Consider the following 15,520-nt stretch of genomic DNA (forward strand, 5'->3'; position numbering starts at 1 on the left):
AAAGACGCAACGTCTTCCAACGCTCAATTCGACGGTGCTCCCTCCACCGGGATGATGAACGCCGTATCGTAGTAACCTGTTGACCGTATTGCAACCTTCCATGAACACCCACTGGTCGGATGAAAACGGCAATGCATCAGGACAAACATCCTAACGAATCGGGCCATAATCACGACGATCATCGGCATGCAGAGGACACCGACACGACACGTCTCATTCTGGCCGTGGTGTTTAACGGGTTGATTACTGCGGCGGAGTTCGTCGCCGGAATCGTCGCGGGAAGCCTAACCCTGCTGGCCGATGCCGCACACAACCTGAGCGACACCGCATCCATGGGAACGTCGCTGATTGCACGGAAGATATCGTCCAGAGAAGCAGACGCACGGAGAACGTTTGGGTACGAACGAGCAGAACTGATCGGAGCGTTCATCAACCTGCTCACGCTCATTCTGATCGCCCTGTACCTGATATTCGAGGCTGTGAAACGCTACTTCAACCCGACGACGATCGATGGTACCTTGATGATTTGGGTGGGACTGGCCACGCTGCTCGGAAATGTTGCAACAGCTTTCGTTCTGCACAAGCCGTCGCAGGATAGCCTCAATATCCGAAGCGCATTCGTACACATTGTCGCGGACGCGCTCGGGTCCGTCGCGGTGGTCGTTGGAGGTGTTCTGATCCTCTGGTACGATTGGACACTTATCGATCCCATACTGACCGTACTGATCGCGTGCTACATCCTCATTCACAGCTACAAGATGCTACGGGAAACGATTTCCATTCTGATGGAAAGCGCGCCCAGAGACTTTGACATCGAAGCAATGGCGGCCGAGATTGAAAAGATGGTTGGGGTATTGAACATTCACCACATCCACGTATGGCGACTGGACGAGTCTCGCGTCGCGCTGGAGGCTCACGTCGCGATTCAAGGAGTTAGCGACCTGGACGCCCTGGAACAGCTCAAAATGAGGATCAAAGACCGCCTTCGATCGGGCTATGGCGTGGATCACGCGACCCTGGAGTTCGAATTCGGTGCATGCACGGACGAGGGCGCATTCAATAGAGAACACCCGGCCGACGAGGCGTCTGCCCCGGCGCATCCGCAACATGAGTGAACACGCTTGTTTCAGCCGAAATCGTTGGTGTGCCTTGTGGCACCCCACGAACGACTCCGCGTCACGGAACCGGGAATGCTAGACTTGTTTTGAGTTCCACCCGTCGGCTCGTACACACACTGCCTCACTGTCGTGGCTCCTCCCTCCACTTCGGCTTCGGACGACTCCGATGCCCCCCTGCAGAATCAGGACAACGATCCGAGCATCTCGCCGATTTCCGAGCGGTCACTCTCGTCGGATGATCTCGGGAACGCGTCTCCGTCTTCGCCGGCGGATTTCGATGGAGAAAATGACGGATCGAATAGCTCAACCGTCGTGACGACCCTCACGAGTCAAGAGCAGATCCAGACGCTCGGTGCAATCCACACGAACCCCGAGCAGCCGGAGGGACAAACCTTTCCTCCGTCAGCTAGCGTTCGCGATGTGGAAGCCGGCGCCTCGCGGAAGGACCCACGGCTTTTTTTCAACCGGGAGTTATCGACGCTCGACTTCAACTGGCGCGTCCTCTGCCAGGCGCTCGATGATCGCACCCCGTTGATGGAGCGCGTCTTTTTCACGGCCATCACGGACAGCAACGTCGACGAGTTCTTCCGGAAACGCGTCGGTGGACTCAAGCGACAGCAGGCCGCGGGCGTTTCCGCAACCTCGCCGGACGGGCGAACACCCGATGAGCAGATCGAGGCCGTGCGGGCTCCGGCGGATCGTCTGTATCGTCGCATGACCGGGTTCTGGAAAGACGAACTGGTCCCACTTCTGGCGAAGGAGGCCGATATCCACATTCTCGATTATGACGATCTCTCGGAGGGACAGAGGCAGAAAGCCGACGAGCATTTTCAAAATAACATTTTCCCAATCCTGACCCCGCTCGCGGTCGGTCCAGGGCACCCGTTCCCGTTCCTCTCGAACCTGAGCCTATCGCTTGCGGTCACGCTGCGCAATCCGACCCGCAACTCGGACCACTTTGCCCGCGTCAAGGTGCCGTCGAACCGCGACCGGTGGGTGGATCTTGGAGACGACCGTTACGTGCCGCTTGAGCAGGTGATCGCCAATAACCTCGGCGACCTCTTCCGCGGCATGGAAATCAAAACGGTCCATGCGTTTCGCGTCACTCGCAACGCCGACATTCGGCGAGATGAGGAAGAGGCGGATGACCTCCTTGAGATGATCTCGGAAGAACTTCGCGAGCGCCGATTCGCGCGGGTTGTGCGCCTTGAGGTCGACGACGATATGCCGGATGACGTCCGCGATCTCTTGACCGACGAACTGTCGATCGAACCGGGCGATGTGTATGTGAGCCAAAGCCTCCTTGGCCTTGGTGACGCGATGAACCTGATGGGTATCGACCGCCCGGACTTGAAATTCGAGCCGTGGGAGCCGGTCACGCCACCGCGCCTGCTCCGCGAAGGCAACCCGACCGACCTCGTTCGGCAGGGAAAAACCGCCGACTATCCGAACATCTTCGCGGCCATCCGAGAGGATGACCTGCTTGTCCACCATCCGTACGAATCGTTTCAACACAGCGCGCAACGGTTTGTGGAGGAGGCAGCAGATGACCCCGATGTTCTCGCGATCAAGCAGACGCTCTACCGCACGTCTGACAACAGCCCGATCGTCGCCGCCCTGGTCAACGCCGCGGAGAAAGGAAAACAGGTCGCGGTGCTCGTCGAGGTGAAGGCGAGGTTCGACGAGGCGAATAATATCGAGTGGGGGCGCATGCTCGAAGAATCGGGCGTGCACGTCGCCTACGGCCTCGTCGGGTTGAAAACCCACGCAAAGACCACACTGGTCATCCGACAAGAAGAAGACGGACCGAGGACCTATTGCCACATCGGCACCGGCAATTACAACTCCACCACTGCGCGCCTCTACACCGATCTCGGCCTGCTCACGTGCGACCGCGACATCGGATACGACGTGACGCACCTCTTCCACTACCTGACGGGCTACGCCCCGCACCAGGAGTACCGTGAACTGCTCGTCGCACCGACAAATATGCGCCGCCGATTCGAGGAGCTGATCCAGCGCGAAATTGACATTCAACGCGACGGAGGAACCGGGCGCATCGTCGCAAAAATGAACGCGTTGAACGATACCGGCATCATCCGGGAACTGTATCGTGCCTCGCAGGCCGGGGTCCAGATCGACCTGATCGTTCGTGGCCATTGCCGCATGCGACCGGGCCTTGAGCACTTTAGCGAGAATGTGCGGGTGATCAGTATTCTGGGCCGTTTCCTCGAGCACACGCGTGTCTACTACTTCGGCAATGGCGGCGACCCGGAGGTTTTCATGGGGAGCGCCGACTGGATGAGCCGAAATCTGAACAGCCGAGTTGAGGCGATCGTCCCGGTGCGCCACTCGCTTTTGAAAGCCCGTATTGTCGAGATTCTCGACCTCGCGCTCTCCGATCATCGCTCCGCATGGGAGCTGCATCCGGATGGGCGATACGTCCAACGAACGCCTCAAACCCCGGAGCACGAAGGTTCGAGCCTGCAGGACCAGCTGATCGAGCGGGCGCGAACGCGCATCGAAACGGCGTATAACCCGTCGTGACAGTTCGCGATTCCGGTCCGATCTCCACCCGGGCTTACAACTGTATCGACCACGCACGCTCTGCCGATTCGCGCAGGAGCGTCGTGCTTGCGAAGGACTTCGGGCAATGCAGCGACGCACGGCCGTGCGTCGCTGTCTTGTGCACGCCGAATTTCCCGTCCAGGGAGGATTACCCCGTTGGCGATCAACATTGCACCGGTTGATGAACGCAACCGAGGACAGGATGAGGTCATGCGAGAAGTTGCGAGAGTAATACGTGCAAAACGACGCTGTGAGAAAAAAGCGAAGATACATTCGGTCCGGAACGTGGTACCCCCGGTCGTGTTGGTGCTAATCGACATAGCGAAAACGACGCCTACGGGGCGTCAGGTTCGCAGCAGACTGATTCGGTGGGGTGGCGGAGCCTGGCTGAACGCACCGGTCTCGAAAACCGGAGTGCCCTTTTGGGTACCGGGGGTTCGAATCCCTCCCCCACCGCCGACGATTTTTGCAGAATGCCTTCTCTGGCTTGCGCCGGGGAAGGCATTTCTGTTTCAGAAAACCCATTCTCGCCAAGCGTCTACCGCCTAAAATGACCTTGCGAGATAAGACCAGGGCATCGAAAAACAAAACGAAAGCATCCCTCGCTGAATCACTCTTCGAGGATGGACCGAATAGCGGAGACAAACGCTGCAACATCATTTAAAAGATCTGTAGTCGGCGCCACATCAAATACAGAAAAGGCGTCATAGTCCGCCCGATTTCGCATCGCCTCTGCTTCTGCAAAAGTTCGTGCGTGCGGTCGTGAGATAAGACCTGTGCGCACGAAATGGTACCCAAACCGAGTCTTCACCCCGGCATGGGACGACGGCGCTTCACCGTGGATGAGTACAGCAGCGCGAGCCGCATCAAAAGCTGCATAGTACATTCGGTTGACCGCCGCCTCGGTTCGATCATTCTCTAAAAGCAGCCGGGCATCGGACAACGCCTGATCGGCTTTATTCATCAGAGCGACCTGTTCGCTCGTCTTGCCCAAGTCATTCCCTTTGTCCTTTGGCCCGGGTGGATTCGATGAGGCACTCATAGTTCTACCCCATCTCGTCGAGCGTTCCGGACGAACGATCGTGTCGTATCCATCCAGTCGGACGCGCTAAGATGCGTCAGGGACAGTGCGACGCCTTGTTCAACCGCTGCATCGACAACCACGCCACTCGTGCGACGGGCCTCCTCGTACGGATCTACCGAACCTTCTAAGACAACCAGGAGGTCGACATCGCTATCTGCATGCGCGTCACCTCGAGCATGCGAGCCAAAGAGAATGAGCCGAATGAGCCGGTCTCCATAGATATCCTCCAATGTAGAACGTGCGCTTTCCAGGGCCGATTCTGTGCGCTCGGAGTTAGCTGGCAACCGGGTAAAGGTCGATAATCGACGAGTGGCGTCTGACTCTGGCACGTCCCTAATCCGCATTGAATACCTGCCTCTCAAGAAATGGGAGTGTCTTTAAATCATCGGGCGCCGGACGAAAGACGTTCATACTACAGTTGAATCCGTAACAGGATAAGATCAACCGTCGCGCCAAAATGAGCACGTGAGTAATGAACACCGCTACTCTGCATACAGTTCGCTCTGGAAGAAGATCACGGCGACGATCCTTCGGTACAGCCAAGACATATCGGATGGACGACGTGTCGGGATCCACCACCGCGCGGACCGAGCCCAGGTGATCCTTGATGTAGGACCGTCTGACCCACCAGAAAACCGCCCTCGTCCTCCAGTTCGGGACGAGGGCGGCACTTGGTTACGTATCAGATGTCGCGGAGACGTCTAGCCCGCGAGGCGTTCACGGACGAGATCAGGTACTTCGCCGAGAACATCGTCGAGCTTCCCGGTGTCGCGGCCCCCGGCGGACGCGAGCTGCGGGCGGCCTCCGCCGCCTCCGCCGAGCTTCCGGCCGAGTTCGCCGACCAGGTCGCCGGCCTGCAGTCCCTGTCCGACCAGGTCGTCGCTGACCGTTACGACGACGTAGACCTTTTCGCCGTTCGCGTCCACGCTGCCGAGGACACCCACGCTCTGTTCGCCCATCCGATCGCGGAGTTGCTGGGCGAGTGCCTGCAGGTCGTCCATGCTGGCTTCTCCGATGCGGCCCGTGGCGCAGCGCACACCCTCCACGTCCGTCGCTGACGACATAAACTCGTCGAGCTTCGACGCCATGGCATTGCGGCGCGTCTCCTCCAGTTCATCCGCGAGGCGATCGCGTTCATCCTGAAGTCGGGCGATCTCTTCATGGAGCGGTCCCTGCAGCGACTTGAAGCGCTGGCGCGCAGCTTTCAGCTCATCAAGTTGGGCCTCAACGTACTCAGCTGCCGGCTCGCCGGCCACCGCCTCGACCCGGCGCACGCCCGCCGCGACGGATCCTTCCGAGAGAAACCGGAAAAGCCCCAATTCGCCCGTGGCATCGACGTGCGTTCCACCACACAGCTCGATGCTGTAATCCGGATCGAAGGTGATGACGCGGACCTCGTCGCCGTACTTCTCGCCGAAGAGAGCCATTGCGCCCCGCTCCAGTGCGGTGTCGATCGGGACGTTTCTGTCTTCGCCCTTCGAAATGTTCTGCCGGATCCGCGCGTTGACGATGTGCTCGATCGTTTCCAGCTCCTCCTCCGTCACGCCCTGCATGTGACTGAAGTCGAACCGGAGCGAGTCGGGGCCCACGCGCGATCCCTTCTGCTGCACGTGGTCGCCGAGCGTGTCGCGCAAGGCCGCGTGCAGGAGGTGCGTCGCCGAATGGTGTGCCTCAATGCGGCGACGGCGCTCCGCATCTACCGTCGCCACGACATCCCCCGACGGATCCTGCGGAAGGCGATCGACGGTATGAACGAGACGACCGCCCTGCTGCTGTGTGTCGAGCACGTTTATCGTTTCGCCACCGACGGTAAGCGTTCCTGTATCACCGACCTGGCCCCCGCTTTCCGCATAAAACGGTGTGCGGTCGAGTTCGATTTCGTATCGCGTCTCCTCGTCCGTTTCCACTTTCCGGACGGCACGGATGGCCGCATCGTCGACGATGATGGCATCGTAGCCGACAAACACGGACGATTCCCCGTCAGAAATTTCCTGCCAGGCGTGAACTTCGCTCTGATCGACGTCGAAGTGCGACGCCGAGCGTGCACGGTCCTTCTGACGCTGCATGAGATCGTCGTAGGCATCCATGTCGACACCGAGCCCCGCCTCTCGCGCCATCAACTGCGTGAGGTCAATCGGAAAACCGTAGGTGTCGTGCAGCAGGAAGGCAATCTGCCCAGGCACATCGCCCTGCGACGCGGCCGCCGCGAAATCGTCGATCATCTCGTCGCGGTCACTGGCGTCGACGAACGCTTTCTGCAGCAGGTCCATCATTTTGCCATCGTCTCGCATCTCGTCGAGTACGGCACCCGACTGATTGGACGCCTGTTCGACGTATGGCGTGACGCGATCGAAGATCTCGATACCCGTGCCAAGCGTCTTGAGAAAGCTTTCCTCTTCGGACCGGATCATGCGCTCGACGTAATCCTGCTGACCGGCGAGATCCTCGAACTGGCCCCCCATCTTTTCCACGAGAGGATCGACCAGTGTATGCAGGAAAGGCTCGCGGAGTCCGAGCGTCTGGTACCCGTACCGGACCGCGCGCCGCAGAATGCGTCGAATGACATATCCACGACCCGCGTTACCGGGCATTACGCCATCAGAAATGGCGAACGCGATCGTTCGAATGTGGTCGGCGATCACGCGCATAGCGATACGGACGCGCTCCCGCTCTCCTGCCTCGTCCGTATCGACATCGTCGTAGCCGCGGACGTAGTCATGCGGGCAGAGATCAGCCGTCGCCTGAAGAATCGGCGCGAACAGATCGGTGTCGTACGTCGACGATTTACCCTGCAGCACCGCACAGATGCGCTCGAAGCCCATGCCGGTGTCGACGTGCTGATCGGCAAGCGTCTCCAGCGAACCGTCCGGTTGCGCGTTGTACTGAATGAAGACCAGATTCCAGATCTCCATCACCTGCGGATGGTCTTTGTTGACCAGCTCGCGGCCCGGGATTTCCTCTCGCTCCGCGTCCGTCCGGAGGTCGACGTGGATTTCCGAACACGGCCCGCACGGACCGGTGTCGCCCATCATCCAAAAGTTTTCCTTCGACGGCTCGTACAGGATGTGGTCCGGATTCAGCGGCGTTTCGCTTTTCCACAATTCGGCCGCCTCGTCGTCGGCGTCCAGTCCGAGGTCCTCATCACCTTCGTGGACCGTCGCATACAGACGTTCCGGATCCAGGCCCCACTGTTCGACGAGCAGTTCCCACGCCCAGCGAATGGCCTCCCGCTTGAAGTAATCGCCGAAGCTCCAGTTGCCCAGCATCTCGAAGAACGTGTGGTGGTAGGTGTCGTGACCTACCTCCTCGAGATCATTGTGCTTCCCCGACACGCGAAGGCACTTCTGCGTATCGACGGCTCGCGTGTAGGGTCGCTGACCGCTGCCAAGGAAGACATCCTTGAACTGATTCATACCTGCGTTCGTGAACAGCAGCGTGGCGTCGCCCTCCGGAACCAGGGATGCGCTGGGGACGATCTCGTGGCCTTTCTCCTCAAAAAACCGAAGAAACTCGTCGCGAATCTCTTCGGAGGTTCGCTGCACGTCGGCAGAAGCTTGTAGATGTCGATCCATGTTGAGCGAAGCAGTGGGCGGTCAGTACAGAGGACGTGGACGGACGCGCGCCCGTGGCAGGGACTCGCGCTTCAGTTGATTTGTTACGCATAACACGCCAAAGGATTCCTCCACGACGTGCGAGAGGATCGATGCGAACGCCAATTTGTCAGATATTCCGGTTGCCCCGCCTCTCGACCCGGGCGTGGCCACACAAGAGTACACCTCCGTATTGCAGACGCTCTATCAGTCCGAGTATTTCTCATCGGACGGCGTCCCGGACGACACGAACCGGTTGCCGCGTACCAGGAAGCGCCATGACCGATCGACGCCTTTTGAAATGCCGATCCGTGAGGTGGTCTCGACTTGCTCGTCGGATACAGGGTGCCCCCGCGTGAAAAAGATCGGCGGCTCCGTGAGATCGCGCGTATGGTCGTCGCCGTCGATTCCGAAGGCCTGCGTCAACTTCCCGGGCCCGTTGGTCAGGTCGCGGTCCCGCGACACGGATCGGTCGGCGCGCATGCGATCGATGCCCTCGATGGGCTCCACCGCGCGGATCAACACGGCACCACCGATGCCTTCCCGCTCCGTCACCACGTTCAGGAGCCAGTGGATGCCATAAATGAGGTACACGTATGCCGTTCCCGGCGGCTTGAACAGATCGGCCGCCCGCCCCTGATGGCGCAATTTTCCGGTTTCTGGATCGAGAAGGCCCCATCCATGAAAGGCGGGATCATCTTGCGTGTATGCCTCCGTTTCAACGATCCGTCCGATCCGAGCCGAACCATCCGGATGGCGTCGCACGAGATGTGTACCCAGCATGTCGCGAGCGACGATGAGCGTGTCTCGTGCAAAGAATGTCGTGGGAAGCGGATTCATCAACGGATCTGCTTGTTGTGGGGACACTCCGCGCTTATATTGCCGACGCCGGATGGATCCGGATCTAATCACGCCGATCAACGCCCGATTCCCTCACGCTATGCAGGAGCGAACCGTTCCGTCCGATGCTGTTCTCGTGATGAACCAGGAGTTTCGCGTCAACCGGCGCTGTCGCCTCAACGTGCAGGTACCTGGCGCCACGGTTCGTCTTCGGCACGGCGACGATCATGACCGTGTGGTGGTCAGTGTGTCGGTTGGAGGCGTTGCGGAGGACGAGGCGAACGACGTTCTCGACCGGGTGCGCCTCTCGACCCGTCAAGTGCAGGATCAGGTCTACGTCCAGACCGAAGAACCTGTCCGCGATGCCGCGTACTGGCGCTGGATGCGGAATAACGAAGCGACATTGCACATCGATCTCGCCCTTCCCCCGAACACAGATGCCGAGATTTCGGCACCGTCGGGCGAAATTCACGCGTCCGGTCTTCGTGGCGATATCGACATCATCGCGGCCGCGTGTCCCGTCCACGTGTCGGATATCGGCGGAAGCCTGCGCATCACCGCGAACGGCGACCCCGTGACGGTTGAGCAATTCTCCGGCGAGGAGCTTAAGGTCCACAGCACAGCCGCAGATGTGTCGGTGTCGCGAGTAGAGGCGAATGCCATCGGCCTCCGCGCCACGGGCGGAAAGCTAACCCTCAACGACGTGCGGGGAGCGGTCGACGTCGAGGCAAACGCATCAGAAGTCAAGCTGATCGACGTTGACGGCTCGATCCGCGGAGACCTCCAGGCGAGCCCCGTCTCCCTTCGTGGTTCGCGAGCGTCGGCAACAGATCTCCGGGCTACCGGCGGACCGATCACGGTCAGCATGGGCTCTTCGGTCTCCGCAGATATCTTGCTGGAAGGCCGACCGGTCGAACTCGATACCGCGATCCCCTTCCGGGGCGACCTTGAGGAGAAGCGCGTCGAGGGCACGATCAACGGAGGCGGCCCTCCGATGACGCTCCGTGCGGTGCCCGGAACGGTACGCTGCATGCAGTCCTAGGCCAGCCACTTGCCCGATCTGATCGTGCGGCAAAGAAAAACGCAGGCCCCCTCCAGGGAGAGCCTGCGTTTCCTGTTTCTAGCTTCGGTGTGCTGACGCGACGTTACACGATGTCGACGCCGAGCGCGACACCGCCGCCTGTACCGTGGCAGATTGCGGCGATGCCCGTCTCCTGGTCCCGCTGAAGCAGGGCGTGAAGCAGCGTAACAACGATCCGCGTTCCGGATGCGCCGATCGGGTGACCCAGAGCAATCGCGCCACCGTTGACGTTGAGCTTCTCGTATGGCACGTCGAGCGCACGGTGGAACAGGATGCTGTTAATCGCGAACGCCTCGTTGTTCTCGTAGAGGTCGATGTCCGACGCGCTGCGGCCGGTTTTTTCCAGAATGGATTCCACGGCCGGGATCGGCGCTTCGGGAAAACGCCAGGATTCGCCGGCGGACCAGGAGCTCTTCGTCACCTTCGCGAGCGGAGTCAGTCCGTGGGCTTCCACGGCGTCGGCACTGGCGAGAACGACCGCGGCGGCCCCGTCGGAAATCTGGCTCGAGTTGCCGGCCGTGAGCACGCCTTCGGACTTAAACGCGGGACGCAGGTTACCCAACCCTTCTGCCGTCGTCCCGGCGCGAATGCCCTCGTCCGACGCGAAGGTTTCCGTACCTTTCCGCGTCTTGATGTCCATCGGAGCGATTTCTGCGTCGAACCGACCCGCTTCAGCGGCCGCGTGTGCCCGTTGCTGAGAGGTGGCTGCAATCTCGTCGAGCTGCTCACGCGTGATGCCGTGCTCTTCCGCCAGGCGCTCGGTCTGATCGCCCATCGCATCTCCACTGAACGGGTCCGACAGACCGTCACGGAACATCAGATCCTGCAGATTCCCGCCCTGCGGCGCATACGTGTACCCCCAGCGTGCCTTTGCATCGAGGTAAAATCCGGCCTGCGACATCGACTCGGTGCCTCCGGCAAGCACGAGATTTGCCTCGCCTGCCTTAATCATTGTCGCTCCGTTCAGGATCGACATCATGCTGGAGGCGCAGACCATGTCCACCGCATATCCGTCGATCGACTTCGGTATCCCCGCCTCGAACGCCGCCTGACGTGGCACGAGCTGGCCGTGCCCACCGCGGAGGACGTTGCCGAACACAAAAATATCGAGTGCGCCGCCGTCCACATCCGCGCGCTCAAGCGCCGACTTCATGGCGTGGGCGCCGAGATCCACCGGAGAGTGCTTCTTGAGCGTCCCCCCAAGGCGTCCGATGGGCGTTCGCACGGCAGAACAGAGAAAGACATCACGCATGGCAGATCAGGTTGAATCGGGAAAAGATCGGACGGTCATTGTCGACACGGGGCCGCAATCACGCACGAATAGATTCTGGAACCGCTTTCACGATGGCAAACGAATTTTTGCCAAGGGAAAACGATGCGGACCGCACGGAAAGAGGCAGGGGCACACCTCACACGAGCCCCTTGTGCCTATTAAGATGGATCGGTGCTGGATCCGCCCAGCTGCTACTCGCGGAGCTGAGCGGCCAGTTCTTCGGCGGAGTGCACTGGTGCCTGACAGGCAAAGGCTTGGCAGACGTACGCGGCCGCTCCCTTGTCAGCAGCGGTTTGCGACTCCGTGAATGGCGCCACATCGACGATGGGCGGTCGGGCCCCATTCGGTCGATGAAGCACGACCGTGCCCGGTAGATATCGCTCACGCACCACCTCGATCATTGCACGAGTGCCCGGTTCGTCGAGATCTCCTGCAATCACGATCTCGCGCGAAGGTGAGAGGGCTTCGTGGAGCCCGATGAGGAATCCTGTGAAACCGGCGGGCTGGGATTCGACTTGTTCTGCGGCCGCCGTCCGGAGTTGTTCGGCTGCCTCGTCGTACCGCGTGTCCCCCGTCATGCGGCTGAGTCGGATCAGCACATCGAGAGCCGCAGAATTGCCGCTCGGCATCGCACCATCGTAGAACTCCTTCTGCCGGACGATCAGCGCCTCGGCGTCGTCCGCTGTGAAGAAGAACCCGCCGTTCTCCTCGTCCTCGAACCGATCGATCATCGTATTGACGACATCCTTCGCGAGAGCAAGCCAACTGGCCTCGAACGTCGTTTCGTAGAGATCCAGCAGTCCCCAGGCGAGGAACACATAGTCGTCGAGGTGGCCCCGAATGGCGGTGTCGCCGTTCCGATGTCGGTGCCACAGCCGGACCGTGCCGTCCTCATCGCGATGGACCATTTCATCCCGGAGGAACGATGCCGCCTCAACCGCTGAGGCTGCAAATCGGTGACCGTCCTCCATGACGCGCGCGGCGCGCGACAGCGCTGCGACGAGCAATCCATTCCAATCGGTCAAGATTTTGTCGTCGAGGCCAGGGCGTGGTCGTTCATCTCGCGCCTCCAGTAGTGTTCGCCGTATCGGCTCCCATCGCTCACGCGCAACATCTTCGAGCGATTGCTTGAGGTGCAGGATGTTGGCGCCCGTCCTCTGTCCCGTGGACTCGTCCGCGTAATTGCCTTTCTCCCGTGCATTGAACACGTCGATGACCCACGCGGCATTCTCCTCGCCAAGTAGATCTTCCAGCTCCTTGGTCGTCCACACGTAGAACGCTCCCTCCTCGCGTTCTCCGTCCGCGTTGAGGCTGTCTGCATCTTCAGCAGAGAAAAAGCCGCCGCCCGTCGACTGCATGTCGCGAGTGAGGTACGCGTGGATATCCGAGACCGTCTCAGCATATCGCGTGTAGCCCGTGATCTGGTACGCCTCGGTGTACGCCAGTATCATCATCGCCTGGTCGTACAGCATTTTCTCGAAGTGCGGCAGCAGCCAGTGCCGGTCGGTCGAGTAGCGGTGGAATCCCATGCCGACGTGATCGAAGATGCCACCAAGCCGCATGTTGTCGAGGGTGGTGACGACCATTTCCAGCGCCCGATCATCGTCCGTACGATGGTAGTGTCGCAGGAGGAAAAGAAGGTTGTGCGGGGATGGAAATTTCGGCTGCGAGCCAAAACCACCTTTTACGTCGTCAAACCGGTCCGACAGGGTGTCAAACGCCTGCTGAAGTGCCTCTTCGCCTGGCATCGTGCCCTGCGACGGACGCCCGCTTGCCTCCTGGAGGGCGTCGGTCATTTTTTTCGCGTCGCTCAGAAGCTTTTCCCGGTCTTCTCGCCATAGTTCGCCCACCCGCTCGGCCAGTTCCATGACACCCATCCGCTGCATGCGACCGTGCTTCGGCAGGTACGTAGTCGCGTAGAACGGTTGGCGGTCCGGCGTCAGGAGGACATTCAAGGGCCATCCGCCGCGGCCCGTCATCATCTGACATACGCTCATGTAAATGTTATCCACGTCCGGACGCTCCTCGCGATCGACCTTGATGGGGATAAACGTATCATTGAGCCGCTCGGCCACCTCGTCGTCCTCGAAGGACTCCTCCTCCATCACGTGGCACCAGTGACACGTGGAGTAGCCGATCGAGAGGAAAATGGGCTTGTCCTCCTCCCGCGCTTTCTTAAACGCCTCCTCTCCCCACGGATACCAGTCGACGGGGTTGTCCTTATGCTGCAGGAGATACGGACTCTGCTCGTCAGCCAGGCGATTCGCCATTCGATCACGACGGTCTTATTGAACGGACGCTATGCCAGGGTTGGCTACAATTTGTCAACCCTGACCACTCGCTTGTAATGTACCCGTCCCGTGTCCTCTCGTTCATGCGCGCCCGGACAAGCACCGGTCTGTTGCAGTCAAACGAGCAACGGCGGAACGGCCCTCAGGTGTCCTTCAAACGAGCGATATGCAAATTAGAATCGAGCCGTGAGGCTGACCTTCGGCTGAACGGAGTCGCTGAGCCGGATGCGCCGTCCATTTGGGCCTGGGAGAGATGGGATCGTCGGCGTAATGCGCAGGTTGAGCCCCACGGTTGAACCACGCTGGCGCGCCTGCCGGGCAGCATCTCCAGCGAACACGCCGTACGTAAAGGCCGATCCCGCCAATGAGCCGAGCGCTTGGAGCATCACAGCAGTGTCCTCGGTGGCCTCCGTTGCGACCGCAATTCCGCCACCGAAAAGAGAACCAGCAACTCCGCCGAGCACAACCAGATTTCCCTGTGCCGACGTGAAGTCTCGATTCCTGACCAGGTACCGACCGAGGACGAGTCCACCCGTACCGGCCAGCGTAACAGCGAGGGACGGACCGTACTCTCCATCGACGTCTGCTGCGGCGAGAGTCGAGCCCGAAAGGTTTGCCGCCAGAAGACCGGTTTGAAGATAAATGCGGGCATCGCCTTCTGTGTACCTGTCGCTTCGCCCGAGTTGGTGTCCGATGACGGCCCCGGTGAGGGATCCGGCAATAGATAGTCCACTCAGGAGGCGGACCGATCCACCGTCTCCGACAAAGCCGCGGGCAAGTCCGTAGCCGATCAGGTTTCCGGAAAGACCGGTGAACGAGGTCATCTCAGCATGCCCGCCGCTCCAGTCGTTCCGGCGCGCAATGGTGTAGCCGAGGAGGCTTTCGCCCGCGATCGAAAGTGCAGTTACACCTGTGGCCAGGCGCTCGTCGTCGACGTCCTCGTCGCCACTCGCGAGCAGATACAGTTGTAGGCCGTGCGCTGCTCCCTGCAGGCCGCCGTAAAACGTCATGTCGGCCTCTGCTTCCGTCGCATTGGCATTCTGGGTCAGAACGAGTGGAACGAAGAACCCGGTCGCGCCCCCGATGAGCGTAACGGAGCCTGCCGCCTCCCCATCGAGACCGAGTGCAGCACTCACGAGTCCTCCCTCCGCGAGGCCAATTAACGTCGTCGATGCAAGCAAGCCATATCGCCCGTCTTGATCCAGTCGAGGTCTGGCCTTTATCCGCTGCAGCCCACTCGTCACCTTGGCGCGAAGCGATTGAACATCGCTCGTTGAGAGGGTGCGCCGCTCGCGGACCGTGCTTTGTCCCGTGCGATAGTGTATGACAAGCTCAAACTGTCCGTCGGATAGCTCGTAGAGCGCAGCGCTTTGGAATCCGGTTATGTCAGGAAAGAGGCCAAGCTCATGTCGAAGCTCGGCGTCGATTGTATACACGGTTCCGTTCTGGTCAACCGGGACCTGCGCCTCCTGCCCCGCTGCGTTCGGTACCGTCACGACGGCCAGGACAAGCAGGAGTACCGCGATACCGGGTGCAGTGCGAGTCGCAACATTCTCGATGGATAGGCTCATAAACCCTGCGTCAGATGATCAGGACGACGTTCGAGTTCGCACGGCTGAAGTCGTTTGCGCGGGAAATGACTCTACACCGTTGGCGTGGCAGTTTGAACTAGAAT

General features: G+C 60.2%; 10 protein-coding genes and 1 tRNA gene. 4 read left to right on the forward strand and 7 right to left on the reverse strand.

Features of this window, described 5'->3' with window-relative positions:
* Positions 1 to 119: 119 nt before the first annotated feature.
* From CRI94_RS02640 to CRI94_RS02650, 3 genes are all read left to right on the forward strand, one after another.
* Positions 120 to 1,115 (forward strand): cation diffusion facilitator family transporter, encoded by a 996-nt coding sequence (locus CRI94_RS02640; protein WP_098074094.1) that lies wholly within the window; start codon positions 120 to 122, stop codon positions 1,113 to 1,115.
* Between the two features lie 423 nt (positions 1,116 to 1,538).
* Positions 1,539 to 3,665, forward strand: a complete 2,127-nt coding sequence (gene ppk1, locus CRI94_RS02645) for a polyphosphate kinase 1 (protein WP_098074303.1) — start codon at positions 1,539 to 1,541, stop codon at positions 3,663 to 3,665.
* A gap of 388 nt (positions 3,666 to 4,053) precedes the next feature.
* Positions 4,054 to 4,142, forward strand: a tRNA-Ser gene (locus tag CRI94_RS02650).
* Between the two features lie 154 nt (positions 4,143 to 4,296).
* Here CRI94_RS02650 and CRI94_RS02655 read toward each other — a convergent pair.
* The 4 genes from CRI94_RS02655 to CRI94_RS02670 form a co-directional block, all read right to left on the reverse strand.
* Positions 4,297 to 4,728: a HEPN domain-containing protein gene (locus tag CRI94_RS02655; protein ID WP_098074095.1), complete on the reverse strand. Its 432-nt coding sequence runs from the start codon at positions 4,726 to 4,728 to the stop codon at positions 4,297 to 4,299.
* Entirely contained in the window at positions 4,725 to 5,054 is a 330-nt protein-coding gene (locus CRI94_RS02660) for a nucleotidyltransferase domain-containing protein (RefSeq protein WP_245846045.1), read from the reverse strand. The genes CRI94_RS02655 and CRI94_RS02660 overlap by 4 nt, the downstream gene beginning before the upstream one ends.
* A gap of 417 nt (positions 5,055 to 5,471) precedes the next feature.
* Positions 5,472 to 8,342, reverse strand: a complete 2,871-nt coding sequence (gene alaS, locus CRI94_RS02665) for an alanine--tRNA ligase (RefSeq protein ID WP_098074097.1) — start codon at positions 8,340 to 8,342, stop codon at positions 5,472 to 5,474.
* A 225-nt stretch (positions 8,343 to 8,567) separates the two neighbouring features.
* Entirely contained in the window at positions 8,568 to 9,200 is a 633-nt protein-coding gene (locus CRI94_RS02670; protein ID WP_098074098.1) for a DNA-3-methyladenine glycosylase, read from the reverse strand.
* A gap of 52 nt (positions 9,201 to 9,252) precedes the next feature.
* On the opposite strand from CRI94_RS02670, the gene CRI94_RS02675 reads away from it, so the two are divergent.
* The gene (locus CRI94_RS02675) at positions 9,253 to 10,242 is read left to right on the forward strand and encodes a DUF4097 family beta strand repeat-containing protein (protein ID WP_143815271.1); all 990 of its coding nucleotides are present in this window, start codon (positions 9,253 to 9,255) and stop codon (positions 10,240 to 10,242) included.
* A 103-nt stretch (positions 10,243 to 10,345) separates the two neighbouring features.
* Here CRI94_RS02675 and CRI94_RS02680 read toward each other — a convergent pair whose 3' ends face one another.
* The 3 genes from CRI94_RS02680 to CRI94_RS02690 all read right to left on the reverse strand — a co-directional run bounded on the left by CRI94_RS02680 (position 10,346) and on the right by CRI94_RS02690 (position 15,416).
* Entirely contained in the window at positions 10,346 to 11,533 is a 1,188-nt protein-coding gene (locus tag CRI94_RS02680; RefSeq protein WP_098074100.1) for a thiolase family protein, read from the reverse strand.
* 212 nt (positions 11,534 to 11,745) lie between these two features.
* A complete protein-coding gene (locus CRI94_RS02685; RefSeq protein ID WP_098074101.1) occupies positions 11,746 to 13,824 on the reverse strand; it encodes a thioredoxin domain-containing protein in 2,079 nt (692 codons plus the stop codon).
* 194 nt (positions 13,825 to 14,018) lie between these two features.
* The gene (locus CRI94_RS02690; RefSeq protein WP_098074102.1) at positions 14,019 to 15,416 is read right to left on the reverse strand and encodes a hypothetical protein; all 1,398 of its coding nucleotides are present in this window, start codon (positions 15,414 to 15,416) and stop codon (positions 14,019 to 14,021) included.
* Positions 15,417 to 15,520 lie beyond the last annotated feature (104 nt).

It is taken from the genome of Longibacter salinarum, assembly GCF_002554795.1.
GTDB lineage: Bacteria > Bacteroidota > Rhodothermia > Rhodothermales > Salinibacteraceae > Longibacter > Longibacter salinarum.